Origin of the sequence: Polaromonas aquatica, from assembly GCF_050626995.1 — a bacterium.
In the GTDB taxonomy this organism is placed as follows: domain Bacteria; phylum Pseudomonadota; class Gammaproteobacteria; order Burkholderiales; family Burkholderiaceae_C; genus Polaromonas; species Polaromonas aquatica_A.
Map to the genome: position 1 here is coordinate 2,290,714 of NZ_CP192467.1, position 14,125 is coordinate 2,304,838.

Annotated in this window: 16 protein-coding genes; 14 read left to right on the plus strand and 2 right to left on the minus strand. The window is 60.8% G+C overall.

All coding sequences use genetic code 11. The features are described from left to right. Positions 1 to 44 precede the first annotated feature (44 nt). The 9 genes from ACQ4MS_RS10885 to ACQ4MS_RS10925 all read left to right on the plus strand — a co-directional run bounded on the left by ACQ4MS_RS10885 (position 45) and on the right by ACQ4MS_RS10925 (position 7,933). Positions 45 to 626 carry a TRAP transporter small permease gene (locus ACQ4MS_RS10885; protein WP_431094382.1) on the plus strand — a complete coding sequence of 194 codons (582 nt, stop codon included), beginning with the start codon at positions 45 to 47 and terminating at the stop codon, positions 624 to 626. A gap of 1 nt (position 627) precedes the next feature. Further along, positions 628 to 1,908: a TRAP transporter large permease gene (locus ACQ4MS_RS10890; protein ID WP_431094384.1), complete on the plus strand. Its 1,281-nt coding sequence runs from the start codon at positions 628 to 630 to the stop codon at positions 1,906 to 1,908. 105 nt (positions 1,909 to 2,013) lie between these two features. Beyond that, complete coding sequence (locus tag ACQ4MS_RS10895) at positions 2,014 to 3,021, plus strand: TRAP transporter substrate-binding protein (RefSeq protein ID WP_431094385.1); 1,008 nt, start codon at positions 2,014 to 2,016, stop codon at positions 3,019 to 3,021. Positions 3,022 to 3,112: 91 nt separating this feature from the next. Further along, positions 3,113 to 4,165 (plus strand): Gfo/Idh/MocA family protein, encoded by a 1,053-nt coding sequence (locus ACQ4MS_RS10900; protein ID WP_431094387.1) that lies wholly within the window; start codon positions 3,113 to 3,115, stop codon positions 4,163 to 4,165. Positions 4,166 to 4,227: 62 nt separating this feature from the next. Further along, a complete protein-coding gene (gene aroQ, locus ACQ4MS_RS10905; RefSeq protein ID WP_431094389.1) occupies positions 4,228 to 4,677 on the plus strand; it encodes a type II 3-dehydroquinate dehydratase in 450 nt (149 codons plus the stop codon). Between the two features lie 21 nt (positions 4,678 to 4,698). Further along, positions 4,699 to 5,487: an SDR family oxidoreductase gene (locus tag ACQ4MS_RS10910; protein ID WP_431094391.1), complete on the plus strand. Its 789-nt coding sequence runs from the start codon at positions 4,699 to 4,701 to the stop codon at positions 5,485 to 5,487. Between the two features lie 105 nt (positions 5,488 to 5,592). Beyond that, complete coding sequence (locus tag ACQ4MS_RS10915; RefSeq protein ID WP_431094393.1) at positions 5,593 to 6,426, plus strand: shikimate dehydrogenase family protein; 834 nt, start codon at positions 5,593 to 5,595, stop codon at positions 6,424 to 6,426. A gap of 103 nt (positions 6,427 to 6,529) precedes the next feature. Continuing rightward, positions 6,530 to 7,465, plus strand: a complete 936-nt coding sequence (locus ACQ4MS_RS10920) for a LysR family transcriptional regulator (protein ID WP_431094395.1) — start codon at positions 6,530 to 6,532, stop codon at positions 7,463 to 7,465. 18 nt (positions 7,466 to 7,483) lie between these two features. Then, positions 7,484 to 7,933, plus strand: coding sequence for a DUF2214 family protein (locus tag ACQ4MS_RS10925; protein ID WP_431094396.1), 450 nt, complete (start codon positions 7,484 to 7,486; stop codon positions 7,931 to 7,933). 25 nt (positions 7,934 to 7,958) lie between these two features. Here ACQ4MS_RS10925 and ACQ4MS_RS10930 read toward each other — a convergent pair whose 3' ends face one another. Beyond that, entirely contained in the window at positions 7,959 to 8,597 is a 639-nt protein-coding gene (locus tag ACQ4MS_RS10930) for a LysE/ArgO family amino acid transporter (RefSeq protein WP_431094398.1), read from the minus strand. A gap of 92 nt (positions 8,598 to 8,689) precedes the next feature. On the opposite strand from ACQ4MS_RS10930, the gene argP reads away from it, so the two are divergent. Continuing rightward, the gene (argP, locus tag ACQ4MS_RS10935; RefSeq protein WP_431094400.1) at positions 8,690 to 9,607 is read left to right on the plus strand and encodes an HTH-type transcriptional regulator ArgP; all 918 of its coding nucleotides are present in this window, start codon (positions 8,690 to 8,692) and stop codon (positions 9,605 to 9,607) included. 142 nt (positions 9,608 to 9,749) lie between these two features. Here argP and ACQ4MS_RS10940 read toward each other — a convergent pair whose 3' ends face one another. After that, positions 9,750 to 10,046 carry a PsiF family protein gene (locus tag ACQ4MS_RS10940; protein ID WP_431094402.1) on the minus strand — a complete coding sequence of 99 codons (297 nt, stop codon included), beginning with the start codon at positions 10,044 to 10,046 and terminating at the stop codon, positions 9,750 to 9,752. 135 nt (positions 10,047 to 10,181) lie between these two features. Here ACQ4MS_RS10940 and argS point away from each other — a divergent pair, with 135 nt between their 5' ends. The 4 genes from argS to lptA all read left to right on the plus strand — a co-directional run bounded on the left by argS (position 10,182) and on the right by lptA (position 14,115). Continuing rightward, entirely contained in the window at positions 10,182 to 11,912 is a 1,731-nt protein-coding gene (gene argS / locus ACQ4MS_RS10945) for an arginine--tRNA ligase (RefSeq protein ID WP_431094404.1), read from the plus strand. A 53-nt stretch (positions 11,913 to 11,965) separates the two neighbouring features. Continuing rightward, positions 11,966 to 12,592 (plus strand): SPOR domain-containing protein, encoded by a 627-nt coding sequence (locus ACQ4MS_RS10950; protein ID WP_431094406.1) that lies wholly within the window; start codon positions 11,966 to 11,968, stop codon positions 12,590 to 12,592. Between the two features lie 81 nt (positions 12,593 to 12,673). After that, complete coding sequence (locus tag ACQ4MS_RS10955) at positions 12,674 to 13,333, plus strand: thiol:disulfide interchange protein DsbA/DsbL (RefSeq protein WP_431094408.1); 660 nt, start codon at positions 12,674 to 12,676, stop codon at positions 13,331 to 13,333. Positions 13,334 to 13,488: 155 nt separating this feature from the next. Beyond that, complete coding sequence (gene lptA / locus ACQ4MS_RS10960) at positions 13,489 to 14,115, plus strand: lipopolysaccharide transport periplasmic protein LptA (RefSeq protein WP_431094410.1); 627 nt, start codon at positions 13,489 to 13,491, stop codon at positions 14,113 to 14,115. Positions 14,116 to 14,125: the final 10 nt, after the last annotated feature.

Below are 14,125 nucleotides of genomic sequence, written 5' to 3' on the forward strand. Positions count from 1 at the left end.
GCCGGCTGCATGCCCGCCGAGCCACGCATAAAAAGGAGACACGCATGGACAGGTGGATTGACCGGTTTTGCAAGGTGCTGGACGGCCTGATCGCGCTGCTGCTTGCGGTGATGGTTGTGCTGGTGTTCGGGAACGTGGTGTTGCGCTACGGATTCAACTCGGGCATCACTGTCAGTGAAGAGGTTTCACGCTGGTTGTTCGTCTGGGTGACCTTTCTAGGCGCCGTCGTGGCCATCCGGGAGCGCGCCCACCTGGGCAGCGACATGCTGGTCTCCCGCCTGCCGGTGGCGGGCAAGAAGGCCTGCCTCGTGGCGGGCCACCTGCTCATGCTGTACATCACCTGGCTGTTCTTTTCAGGCAGCCTGCAGCAGGCCAGGATCAACTGGGACGTTCAGGCACCCGTGACCGGCGCCTCGGTCGCCATCTTCTATGGCGCCGGTGTGGTGTTCTCGGTTCTTGCCGCGTTCTTCCTGCTGCTTGAACTGGTGCGCCTCGTGCGCGGCAAGATGGCCGATGACGAACTTGTCATGGTCCGGGAGTCCGAAGAACAGGCTGAGCTTGACGCCCTGAAGGCCCGGCTGGCACGTGAAGATGCGTTGCTGGCCAACAAGAAGCAGGGAGCCTGAAATGACCATTGCCATTTTTATCGGCAGTCTCATCGGCGCCATGATGCTGGGTATTCCCATTGCCTACGCGCTGCTTGCCAGCGGCGTAGCGCTCATGTGGCACCTCGACATGCTGGATGCCCAGATCCTGGCGCAAAACGTGATCACCGGCGCCGACAGTTTCCCCTTGCTGGCCGTGCCTTTTTTCATGCTTGCGGGGGAGATCATGAATGTGGGAGGCCTGTCCCAGCGCATCGTGAATTTCGCGCTGGCGCTGGTGGGCCATGTGAAGGGCGGCCTCGGCTATGTGGCCATCCTGGCAGCTTGCCTGCTGTCTGCCTTGTCGGGCTCCGCCGTCGCCGATGCCGCGGCACTGACGGCCCTCCTTTTGCCCATGATGGTGAAGGCCGGCCACAACAAGAGCACTGCCGGCGGCCTGATTGCTGCTTCCGGTGTCATCGGCCCCATCATTCCACCCAGCATTGGTTTCGTGATCTTCGGCGTTGCGGCCAATGTATCGATCACCAAGCTGTTCATCGCAGGCATCTTCCCGGGCATCATGATTGGCATCGGCCTTGCGGTCGCCTGGTGGTGGGTGGGGCGCAAGGAGAAAATCGAACTGCCTGTGCGCAGGTCGCGAGGCGAGGTCCTGCGTGCGGCGCGCGAATCTTTCTGGGCGCTGCTGCTGCCGGTCATCATCCTCGTCGGGCTGCGCATGGGTGTCTTCACCCCCACCGAAGCCGCTGTGGTGGCCGCGGTGTACGCGCTTTTCGTGGCGACGGTCATCTATCGCGAGCTGCCGCTGCGGGCGCTGGCGCCCATCTTCACGACCGCGGCAAAAACCACCGCCGTGGTCATGTTCCTGGTGGCTGCCGCCATGGTTTCGGCCTGGCTTATCACCGTGGCGCAGCTGCCGGCCCAATTGGTGAGCCTGCTGCAGCCACTTCTGGACCGTCCCATGCTGCTGATGATGGCCATGATGGTCCTTGTGATGATCGTAGGGACCGCCATGGACATGACGCCCACCATCCTGATCCTGACGCCGGTGCTGATGCCGCTGGTCAGGGCGGCCGGCATAGACCCGGTGTACTTCGGCGTGCTGTTCATTGTCAACAACTCGATCGGCCTCATCACTCCGCCGGTGGGCACCGTCCTTAATGTGGTGGCCGGGGTGGGCCGCATGAAGATGGACGAAGTCACCAAAGGCGTGTTGCCTTTTATGGCGGCGGAGTTTGTCGTGCTGGGCATCATGGTGGTCTTTCCGCAAACCGTGATGGCACCTTTGCGCTGGTTCTACAGCTAGTTTTCAACCCGCTGCCGGGCGTGCTGGGTACGCCGCGGCCGGCAGCACGGGAAACAGCGTACAGCCAATTTTCTTTCCCCATTCTTATCTTCAGGAGACAAAACCATGAAACGTCTGATGCTCAAAACCCTTGTTGCCGCAATGGCGGTCGCCACCTTTGGCATGGCCTCGGCCCAGGACATCAAGGAACGCACCGTCAAATTCGCCACGCAAAACCCTGATGGCCATCCGATCGTCGTGGGCATGAAAAAATTTGCCGAAACCGTGACGGCGAAATCGGGCGGAAAAATCAAGGTCAACCTGTTCCCTGGCGGCGTGCTGGGTGGTGATGCCCCGAATATCTCTGCGTTGCAGGGCGGGACGCTGGAGATGGTAGTGATGAATGCCGGCATACTGGCCAGCCAGGCCAAGGAGTTTGCCGTATTCGACTTTCCGTTCATGTTTGCAAGCGCGCAGGAAGCCGATGCCGTGGTGGACGGGCCTTTCGGGAAAATGATGCTTTCCAGGCTTGACGCCAAGAACATCCACGGGTTGGCCTACTGGGAACTTGGTTTTCGCAACATCACCAACAGCAGGCGCCCCATCACCAAGGTGGATGACATTGCTGGTTTGAAGCTGCGCGTGATTCCCAACGCCATTAACGTCGACTGGGTGACCGCACTGGGCGCCAACCCCACCCCCATGGCATTCCCCGAGGTCTACGCCGCGATGGAGCAAAAGGCCATTGACGGTCATGAAAATCCGTTCACCGTCATCAGCGCAAACAAGTTTTACGAAGTGCAGAAGTACCTGGCAGTGACCAATCACCAGTACAACCCGCAAGCCGTGATCGTCAGCAAAAAGCTGTGGGACAGCCTGAGCAACGATGAGAAAAAAATCTTCTCGGATGCGGCCATCGAGGCCTCCGCCTACCAGCGCAAGGCCTCACGTGAACAGGCCGGCGCCGCGCTTGATAGCCTGAAGAAAAATGGCATGCAGGTCAGCGAATTCAGTCCCGCCGAGATGGCCAAATTCCGCGAGAAGATGAAGCCCGTGATCGAGAAGCACTCCGCCATTGTGGGTGCCGATGTGGTTGGCGCGCTTCAGGCAGAGCTTGCGAAACTTCGCAAATAGGGTTTATGTTTCCATGGTGGGACCCGGAGCACCGGAGCGCCGGAGCGCCGGCCCACCTGACCTTTCATTCCGGATCCAGACATCTTCCTTCATGAGCAAAATTCGCATCGCTGTCGCAGGGGCCGGCTATATCGGTCTGGCCCACATGGCTGTGGCTCAAGAGAGTCCAAGCTGCGTCCTTTCGGCCATTGTCGATCCCGCGCCGGCAGCAAAGGCCATCGCCGCCAAGGCGGGCGTCCCGCTGTATCAATCGCTGGAGGAGTTGTTCGCCAGGGACCACCCCGACGGTGTGATCCTTGCAACGCCGAACCAGCTCCACGTGCCGCAAGCCCTGCAGTGCATCAAGGCCGGTGTGCCTATCCTGCTGGAAAAGCCCATTGCGACCACGCTGGCCGAGGGTGAGCAGCTGGTCAGGGCGGTTGCTGAAACCGGCGCCAAGGTACTGATCGGTCACCATCGCGCGCACAGCCCCATCATGGCCAAGGCGAAGGAAGTCGTGGATTCGGGAAAACTCGGCCAACTGGTTGCGGTGATGGGCAGCGCCACCTTTTTCAAACCCGACAGCTATTACAACGACGCACCCTGGCGCCGCGAGAGCGGTGGCGGGCCCATCTTGCTGAACATGATCCATGAGGTGCATAACCTGCGCATGCTGTGCGGCGACATCGTGGCGGTACAGGCCTTTGCTTCCAATGCCACGCGCGGCTTTCCGGTGGAGGACACCGTGGCCATCAACCTGCGTTTTGCCAGTGGCGCACTGGGCAGCTTCATGCTGTCGGATACCGCCGCCTGCGCGCGTAGCTGGGAGCAAACCTCCCAGGAAAACAAGGCCTATCCAAGTTACGGTGACGAAGACTGCTACGTGATTTCGGGCACCAATGGCAGCCTGTCGGTCCCCACCATGCGACTGAAGACCTACCCCAAGCCGGAAGACCGTTCCTGGTGGAAGCCATTTGACGAGAGCGTAGCGGCCATGGTGCGCGACGATCCGCTCAAACACCAGCTGGAGCATTTCGGGGCCGTCATCCGGGGTGAAGTACTGCCGCTGGTGAGTGCCCGCGACGGCTTGCTTAACCTGCGCATCACAGAAGCCATCGTCCAGGCTGCCCAAACCGGCCAGGTGATCCAGGTACCCGTTGCCTGAACATCCAGATCACTGTGGCTTCCCTCCGAAATAACGTCAATTCAATACCAGAAAGAAATCCCATGAGAGTGCTCATGCTTCACGGCATCAACCACAACATGTTCGGCAAGCGCGACCCGGCGCAGTATGGAACCATCACGCTGGACGAAATCAACACCAGCCTGCAGGCTCTGGGCCGTGAGCTCGGCGCCGAAGTGGAACATTTCCAGACCAACAGCGAATCCGACATGTGCGAGCGGATTCACCGGGCATTTACCGACAAGGTCGATGCCGTGCTGATCAACGCCGGTGCCTGGACCCATTACAGCTACGGCATCCGTGATGCCCTGGCCATCCTCACCGTGCCGGTGGTAGAGCTCCACATGTCGAACATCCACGCCCGCGAACCTTTTCGCCACGTGTCGGTGTTCGCCGAAATCGTCAAGGGGCAGATCTGCGGCTTTGGCGCGGACAGCTACCTGCTGGCATTGCGTGCGGCTGTTTCGGCCATCAACGCTGCAAGGGTTTCGTAAATCATCAGAAAGAGAGCGGCCATGTCGCAGGAGTTCACTGGAAAAATCATCGCGGTAAGCGGTGCCAGCCGGGGCATTGGCCATGGCATCGCCGCAGCATTTGCGGCGCGCGGCGCGCAAACCGTTCTGGCCGCCTCATCCATTGAGAACCTGGAAACTGCCGCACATGCAATTGCCGGAACTGGAGCACTCCGTCCTGAGATATGCGCCGCGGATTTGAGAACCGAAGAAGGCTGCAAAACCGTGTTTGCCCTGGTATCTGAAAAATTTGGGCGCTGCGACGTCCTGGTTAACTCAGCCGGTGCAACGCGTGCCGGTGCATTTCTGAACCTTCCAGAAGAAGCGTGGCATGACGGCTTTGCATTGAAGTTCTTCGGCAGCGTGAACCTGTGTCGCCTGTTCTGGCCGATGCTGAAAGCCTCAGGCGGGCATGTTATCAACATCATCGGTGGCGCTGCCCGCACGCCCGACCCGGGCTTCCTGATCGGTGGGTCGGTCAACGCTGCGATGCACAACTTCACAAAGGGCCTGTCCGGTCTTGGAAAGCAGGATGGCGTCAACGTCAACGCCATTCTTCCGGGGCTGACTGAAACGGGCCGCGTCGCGCAACTTTTTCAGCAGCGTGCGGCCGCAAGTGGCAAGTCAATCGAAGCAGAGCGTCAGGCACAGATCGAGCGTGAAGGCCTTACCCGCCTGGGTAGGCCGGAGGATGTGGCCGCGCTTGCAATATTCCTTTGCTCCGAGAGTGCCCGCCACATTCAAGGTACAGCAATTGCCGTGGACGGCGGTGGAACCCCTGGCTTGTATTGACGTCAAGGCGCCTTTTTTGTCCTTTGTCCTTGCTTTGTTATTGAACGGGCTGCCGCCGACACGGATTGCCCAGGCTATTTTTAACCACCAACTTCTGGGATCTCCATGATCAACGGCCATACCGGACTCATCGCCCACATCGGCTACCCGACGCATTCGTTCAAGGCGCCGATGATCTACAACCCCTACTTTGAACAGGCGGCAGTGAACGCGGTGGTCGTACCTATGGGGTGCAAGGCAGAAGACTACCCGGTCTTTCTGCGGTCGGTAACTCGCCTGGAAAATTTCCGCGGCGCGTTGATCACCATGCCGCACAAGGTCACGACTGTCGATCTGCTGGACGAGGCCACGCCCACGGTGAGGATCGCTGGCGCCTGCAATGCGGTCAAACGTGACGCGAATGGCAAGCTCGTGGGTGACATGTTCGACGGGGAAGGTTTTGTGCGCGGCGTGCAGCGCAAGGGCTTTGACCCGCGCGGCAAACGTGCGCTTGTCATCGGCAGCGGAGGGGTAGGCTCGGCCATTGCCGCTTCGTTGGCCAAAGCTGGCGTGCGCACACTGGGACTGTGCGACGTCAACGCGGCTTCAGCGCAGGCCCTGGCAGGGCGGCTGCATCAGCACTACGCGGCCCTGGAGCTCTTCACGGGCCTGAACGACCCGGCGGGTTACGACCTCGTGGTCAACGCCACACCCATGGGCATGAATGAAGGCGATCCGCTGCCCATGGATGTCTCGCGCATCGCCGCCTCCAGTTTTGTGGGCGAAGTGGTCATGAAGTCGGAGACGACTGCGTTTTTGGCGGCTGCCATGGCGCGCGGCTGTACGGTGCAAATAGGCTCGGACATGCTGTTCGAACAGATTCCGGCCTACCTGGAGTTCTTCGGTCTGCCGACCACCACGCCGGACGTATTGCGGTCGGTCGCGCAGCTGAGTTATTAAAGGTAAAGAGCCGAAGCGACCGTACATCGCGGTCCGGAAGCTGCGAGTGTTGGCATCCCGGCTATGGATGCCTGATTTCAGCCGTTCATGGACATAATCCGGCATGGACAAACTCAAGCAGCTTGAATCCTTCGTGTCAGTCGCGACGCGCGGCAGCCTGACCGCTGCTGCGAATGCCGAAGGCGTGGCGCCGGCCATCATGGGGCGCCGGCTTGATGCGCTGGAAAGCCGCCTGGGTGTCAAGCTGCTGGTGCGCACCACCCGGCGCATCACGCTGACGCATGAAGGCAGTGCCTTTCTTGAGGATTGCCAGCGCCTGTTGATTGATGTGGCCAATGCCGAGGCCAGCGTGTCAGCCGGCGGAGTCAAGGCCAGCGGACACCTGCGCATCACCGCACCGGCCGGCTTTGGCCGCCGCCATGTGGCGCCGTTGGTCACGCGCTTTCGCGAAGTGCACGCGGATGTCACGATCTCTCTGAACCTGAGTGACCGGGTGGTTGACCTGGCAGGGGAAGGCTTTGACTGCGCGGTACGGGTCGGCGACATGCCGGACTCCTCGCTGGTGAGCGTGCGCATGGCCGATAACCGCCGCCTGTGCGTGGCGACGCCGGCCTACCTGGCCCGTCACGGCACGCCCCAGCATCCGGGCGAGCTGGCGAAGTTTGACTGCCTGACGCTGTCAAGCGATGCCTCGCAAACGCGGGGCTGGGCGTTTCGGGTCCAGGACGAGGTGATCCATCTCAAGCCGGGTGGGCCGCTCGACTGTTCGGATGGCCAGGTCCTGCATGACTGGTGCCTGGCGGGTTACGGCATCGCCTGGCGCAGCACCTGGGAAGTCGAGGCGGAAATCGCGGCAGGCCAGCTGGTCGCGGTGCTGGAGGATTTCGCTGCGCCGCCCAACGGCATTTATGCGGTGTTCCCCCAGCGCAAGCATTTACCCCTGCGGGTGCGTCTGTGGCTGGACTTTTTGAAGCATCATTACAGCCAGCCCGAGTTCTGGTCCACGGCGCCAGCGGCCACCAAACCGGAAATCCCCTGACCGGAAAGGATCCCGACAATGGTTCTCGAATCTCTTTTGGCCTACGCCCACCTGCTGGCGATTCTTACCATGGTGGTTTTTCTGGCAAGCGAGGCGGCACTGTGCCGCACGGAGTGGCTGAACGCCGCCGTGATCGAAAGGCTAGGCAAGATCGACATGGTTTACGGCATCTCGGCCGGTGCTGTTTTCCTGACGGGCCTGGCACGCGTCTTTCTGGGCAGCAAGGGTGCAGCCTGGTATGGCCATAACCCCTTGCTGTACGTCAAGCTCGCCATGTTCCTGGCGATAGGGCTGATTTCCATCAAGCCGACCCTGATGTTTTTGCGCTGGCGCCGCGAGTTGCGTGCCAGCGGCGTCTTGCCCGATGCGCTGGAAGTCAAAAAAGCGCGGCGGCTGGTGATGGTACAGGCGCACATCCTGCCGTTTATCCCGCTGGCGGCCGTCTTCCTGGCGCGCGGCTTCGGTTAGGCACGCGCCGACACGGCGGCCTGCCTCAGGCTGAAAACAGGCCGAGCACCAGCCAGAAGGCCGTGCCCCACATCATCAGCGCCACCAGCAAGTCCATTGCGCGCCATATGGCCGGTGTGTTGAGCCTGCGACCGACACACCACAGCGCCATGCCAAGGCCGGTGAACCATAACAATGAGCCTGTGATGGCGCCGAGGCCAAACACCGCGTTGTCGGGCTGCGCATAGGCAAGCGACGCTGTGCCGATCACCACGGCGGTGTCCAGCCAGGCATGCGGGTTGAGCCACGATAGCGCCAGCGCGAGCCCGATGGCCTTGCGGCGCGGTATGGCCTCAGCGACAAAGGGGTGCCCGTCGGCCGCTTGCGGCACCGGTTGCATAAAGCGCCGCATCGCCTGGGCGCCATACACCGTCAGCACCAGCGCGCCGGCGCCTGTCATGGCGCCCAGCAGCCTGTCTGACAGGCCGCCCAGTTGCGCCAGACCCATCACACCCAGGCCGATGAGCACTACATCGGTCAGCACGCAGACGGCCACCGTCAGCCACAGGTGCTGGCGCAAAACGCCCATGCGGATCACATGGGCGTTTTGCGGGCCTATGGCCATGATGAGCGAGAGGCTGAGGACCATGCCGGTCAGGAAGGCGGGAGCGGTGATCGGGTTCATGGCGCGAGTGTGCGGCAAGGCTCACAATGGTTAAACATAATTAACTAAAATTAACTTTAGTCAATTAATAGTTAATCAAGTTAACCCACAGCATGCTGGACGCCCGACAACTTGAAGCCCTGGCCGCCGTGATCGAGCATGGCAGTTTTGGGGAGGCCGCGAAGGCCTTGAGCCTCACGCTGGCCGCTGTGTCCCTGCGCATCAAGTCGCTGGAGGCCGCGCTGGGCCGGCGGTTATTGGTGCGCGGCAAGCAGGTGCGCGCGACGCCCGCCGGCCAGGCTTTGCTTGGGCACGCCCGGCAAGTCCGTCTCATGGAAGGCGACCTGTTGGCGGCATTGCAGGGCGGAGGAAAGCCCGCACGCCTTCAAAGCCTCAGCGTGGCGGTGAACGCCGACTCCCTGAGCAGCTGGTTTTTGCCAGGTGTGGCGCCGGCCCTGAGAAGCCACGACCTGCTGCTGGATGTGGTTGTGGATGACCAGGACTACACCCACGACGCCCTGAAAAGCGGTGATGTCACGGGCTGCGTCACTACATTGGCACAGGCGATGCGCGGCTGCGTGGCCGAGCCGCTGGGTGTGATGCGTTACCGCTGCATGGCCTCGCCGGCGCTGGTGGCGCAGTGGGGCGGACCCGCAAGCGGCAAGGCTGGGTCACAGCGCTTGGCCCATCGCTTGCTGGCAAGCCCGGCCGTCATTTTCAACCGCAAGGACGCGCTGCAGGACGCGTTTCTTGAACAGCATTTCGAGCTGCGCGATGCGCTCTACCCCCGCCATTTCGTTCCGGCGGTGGATGCGTTCGAGCTGGCGCTCGAGCTCGGCATGGGCTGGGGCATGGTGCCCGATCTATTGCTGGCTGCGCGCACCGGCAAGCCGCCGCTGCAGGAGGTGCTGCCGGGCTGCACGGTTGATGTGCAGCTGTACTGGCAACACTGGGCTCGTGAACCTGCGGCGGCGCAGCGATTGACACAGGCAGTCAAGCAGGCGGCGCAAGGGCAACTGCTGCAGGTGTAGTCCAAATTCAGGGATGAAGTGCCGTCGGCGGATTGTTGACGGGCGCAAGCAGCTATCAAATCAATAGCAGTCGTAAAAATGCGGGCAAAAAAAAGCCCGCCATCACGTCTGTGGCGGGCTGATTTGGCCTGGAAAGGCTGGCTTATTTGCTCAGGCACTCTTTCATGAAAGCTTTGCGTTCATCGCCCTTTTTACCCTTCGCGTCGGCGTTGCAGGTTTTCATTTTGGTTTGCTGTGTTGGCGCTTCAGCCTTTGCGCTCAAGCACTCTTTCATGAAAGCCTTGCGCTCGTCGCCCTTCTTGCCTTCAGCGTCCTTGTTGCAGGCGCCCATTTTGGTTTGCTGTGCGGTTTTGGCTGGAGCGTCCGCGGCATGGGCCGCCGGAGACAAGGCCATCGAGACGGCAAAAACGGCGGCGACCAGGGATAACAGCTTTTTCATGAGAGCTCCATTGGGTTGGGAAACAGGATTGAGTTCCGGCTGGAATTCCAACACATAACGCCGTGCCGGGCAAATTCGATGACCGGACATCCATGGGGCCCGGACGGCGCATGGCTTAACCGTAAAATCGGTCCCATGCTCTCGATTAAAAAAGACCTGCTCGCAGCCCTGGCTACGGGGCTGGAAGAACTTTCCCCCGGCGCAGGCGACAAGGCCGCGTTTGAATCCCCCAAAGTGGCGGCCCATGGCGACTTCGCCTGCACGGCCGCCATGCAGCTGGCCAAGCCGCTCAAGCTCAACCCGCGTCAGGTGGCGGAAAATCTTCGCACCAACCTGCTTAAACAGCCCGCGTTCGAGCGGTGGGTCGACGCCATCGAGATCGCCGGGCCTGGCTTCATCAACATCCGCCTGAAGCCTGCTGCCAAGCAGGAAACCGTGCGCGAGGTGCTAGCGGCAGGGCCGCTGTTTGGTACGAAAACTGCCGAGCTTGCCGCCAACAAGCTGCTCAGCGAGAACCGCATGATCGTCGAATTCGTCTCGGCCAACCCGACCGGCCCGCTGCATGTGGGCCATGGCCGACAGGCCGCGCTGGGTGATGCGATCTGCAACCTGTATGAAACGCAGGGCGCGCAGGTACAGCGTGAGTTTTATTACAACGATGCAGGGGTGCAAATCCAGACCCTGGCCACCAGCACACAGCTGCGCGCCAAAGGCTTCAAACCGGGCGACGAGTGCTGGCCGACCGATCCGGACAACCCTGCCAGCAAGGCTTTTTACAACGGCGAATACATTGCCGACATCGCCGCCGATTTCCTTGCGAAAAAGACCGTCAAGGCAGACGACCGGGAGTTCACTGCTTCCGGCGATATCGAGGACATGGACTCCATCCGCCAGTTCGCTGTTGCCTACCTGCGCCACGAGCAGGACCTGGACTTGAAGGCATTTTCCGTTCGCTTCGACCACTACTTCCTTGAGTCGAGCCTCTACACGAGCGGCCGTGTGGACAACACCGTCAAAAAGCTGATCGATGCAGGCAAGACCTACGAGCAGGACGGCGCGCTCTGGCTGAAGTCCACCGACTACGGCGACGACAAAGACCGCGTGATGAGAAAGAGCGACGGCACCTACACCTACTTTGTGCCCGACGTGGCCTACCACCTGGCCAAATGGGAGCGGGGCTACAGCAAGGCCATCAACATCCAGGGCATGGACCACCACGGCACCATCGCCCGGGTGCGCGCCGGGCTGCAGGCCGCTGGCGAAGGCATTCCCCAAGGCTACCCCGATTACGTGCTGCACACCATGGTGCGTGTGATGCGCAATGGCGAAGAGGTGAAGATTTCCAAGCGCGCCGGCAGCTATGTCACTTTGCGCGATTTGATCGAGTGGACCAGCGCCGACGCCGTGCGCTTCTTCTTGCTCAGCCGCAAGCCTGACACCGAGTACGTCTTCGACATCGACCTGGCGCTGGCCAAAAACAACGAAAACCCGGTGTACTACGTGCAGTACGCACACGCGCGCATCTGCTCCATTCTCACCACCTGGGCCGGCCAGGGCGGTGATGAGGCCAGCCTCAAGTCGGTTGATCTTTCAGCGCTGGACAGTCCGCAGGCCCAGGCATTGATGCTGCTGCTGGCCAAGTACCCTGACATGCTGACCAATGCGGCTGACGGTTTTGCACCACACGACGTGGCGTTTTACCTGCGGGAACTGGCGGCAAGCTACCACAGCTATTACGATGCCGAGCGCATCCTGGTGGATGACGAGGCCGTCAAACTGGCGCGCCTGGCGCTGGTCGCTGCGACTGCGCAGGTGTTGCACAATGGCTTGGCGGTGCTCGGTGTGAGCGCCCCGCGCAAGATGTAAACAATGGCGAAAGCATGCGAATTCCAGGACAAGGCAATGAACGTGGGCAAGGTATGAAAACACAACGAGGCGGATTCCTGCTGGGTTTGATTGTTGGCGGGTTGGTTGGCCTGGCGGCCGCGCTGGCCGTAGCGGTCTACATCACCAAGGTGCCCGTACCTTTCATGAACAAGAGCCAGGCGCGCAGCCCCGACAGCGACGCCGTGGAAGCCAAAAAGAACAAGGACTGGAATCCGAACGCCCCGCTGGCGGGTAAAAACCAACCCAAGCCACCGCCTCCGGGTGAAGTGCCTGCCGCTGCGGTGCCCGACCCATCTGCCGGGGCTGCACCCAAGATCCCCGCTTCGGCGCCGGCCAAGGCAGCCAAACCGGCTCCTGCGGATCCACTGGGCGATCTGGCGAAGTCCAAAGTCGAAGGCTTGTCGCCCGGTGCGGGGGCCGACCCCTTCAGCTATTTCATTCAGGCCGGCGCCTTCCGTACACCCGAAGATGCCGAGCAGCAACGCGCCAAACTGTTGCTGCTGGGCATGCAGGCCAAAGTGACGGAGCGCGAGCAGGCTGGCCGCACCGTATACCGCGTGCGCCTTGGCCCTTTCGATAAAAAGGAAGACGCTGACAAGGCCAAGGAGCGCCTGGACAACAATTCAATAGAAACCGCGCTGGTCAGGGTTCAGCGCTGACATTTGACGGCCAACTGAACTTTTTCAGCGGCCGCTGTACCAACCTGTACGAGTATTACCGTCATTCAGGAGAAAAATTTGATGCAACGCCGTGAGTTTTCGCTTTTCGCCGCCTCCGTAGCTGCCGCCACTTTGGGAGGTACCACGCTATCCACCGTGGCAAATGCCCAGGCCAAGGCCTTCAAGGACGGTGTTGATTACCTGACGCTGGACAAGCCCGCTCCGACCGAAGCCCCCGCAGGCCGGATTGAAGTCGTGGAGTTCTTCTGGTACAGCTGCCCGCACTGCCACGCTTTTGAGCCGCAACTTGAAGCCTGGATCAAGCAGTTGCCAAAAGATGTGGCGGTCAGGCGCGTGCCCGTGTCTTTCCGCCCGGACTTTGAACCCCAGCAGCGCCTTTACTACGTGCTCGAAGGCATGGGCAAGGTCGAAGAACTGCATAAAAAGGTGTTCAACGCCATTCATGTGGAAAAACAGCCGCTCAATACCGCCGATGCGGTAGCTGCCTGGGCCGAAAAGCAGGGGCTTAACAAAGCCAAATTTGCAGAGATGTACAACTCCTTTTCGGTCACGACCAAGGCTCGCAAGGCCACGCAGCTACAGGATATGTACAAGGTTGACGGCGTTCCCGCACTGGGTATCGCCGGGCGTTACTACACCACGGGTTCCATGACCCAGACCATGGCACAGGCACTTCAGGTTACCGATTACCTGATCGGGCAGTCCCGCAAGGCCAAATAAGTCAAATAGCGCTGAGTCTTCGCCTGCCTCACAAAACCCGCCCCTTGCTGGCGGGTTTTTTTATGACTTTTATGCCCCTACTTTTTGGGAAGCAGCCATTCCCGTAGCCGGCATGGCTACAATGACCCAACCCCAAGCAGCAAGATTCGTGCCTTATGAAACATCGCCTTTTTTTCTTCATCCTGCCAGCCGTTCTGGCGCTGGGGGCGGCATTTCCGGCCTCGGCTGAAAAAGCCGATCGGGACAAACCCATGAACGCCGAGGCCAATGCCCTGCGGTATGACGACCTGAAGCAAACCAGTGTTTTCACCGGCAATGTAGTGATCACCAAGGGCACCACCATTGTGCGTGGTGAACGGGTCGACGTTATGCAGGATCCGGAGGGGTACCAGCAGGCAGTGTCCATTGCCGCACCCGGGAAGCTGGCTTTTTACCGGAAGAAACGTGATGGCGTTGATGAATACATCGAAGGGGAAGGTGAACGGATTGAATATGACAGCCGTGCCGATCTGGTGAAATTCATCAAGCGCGCCGTAGTGCGTCGCTACAACGGCGCCACGCTGGTGGACGAAACCACCGGAAGCCTGATCGTTTATGACAACAACACCGACGTTTTCACCGTGGATGGGGGCGAGCAAAACCGCACAGCCAGCAACCCCACGGGACGGGTTCGCGCCATGCTGTCGCCCCGCGCGACAGCCTCCGCGCCGGTTGCGCCGCCGCCTGCGGGCCCTGCCCCTGTCCTGCGCCCGAGCACGACGCTGGGCAATGAAAAGAACTAGAAAGACCTGT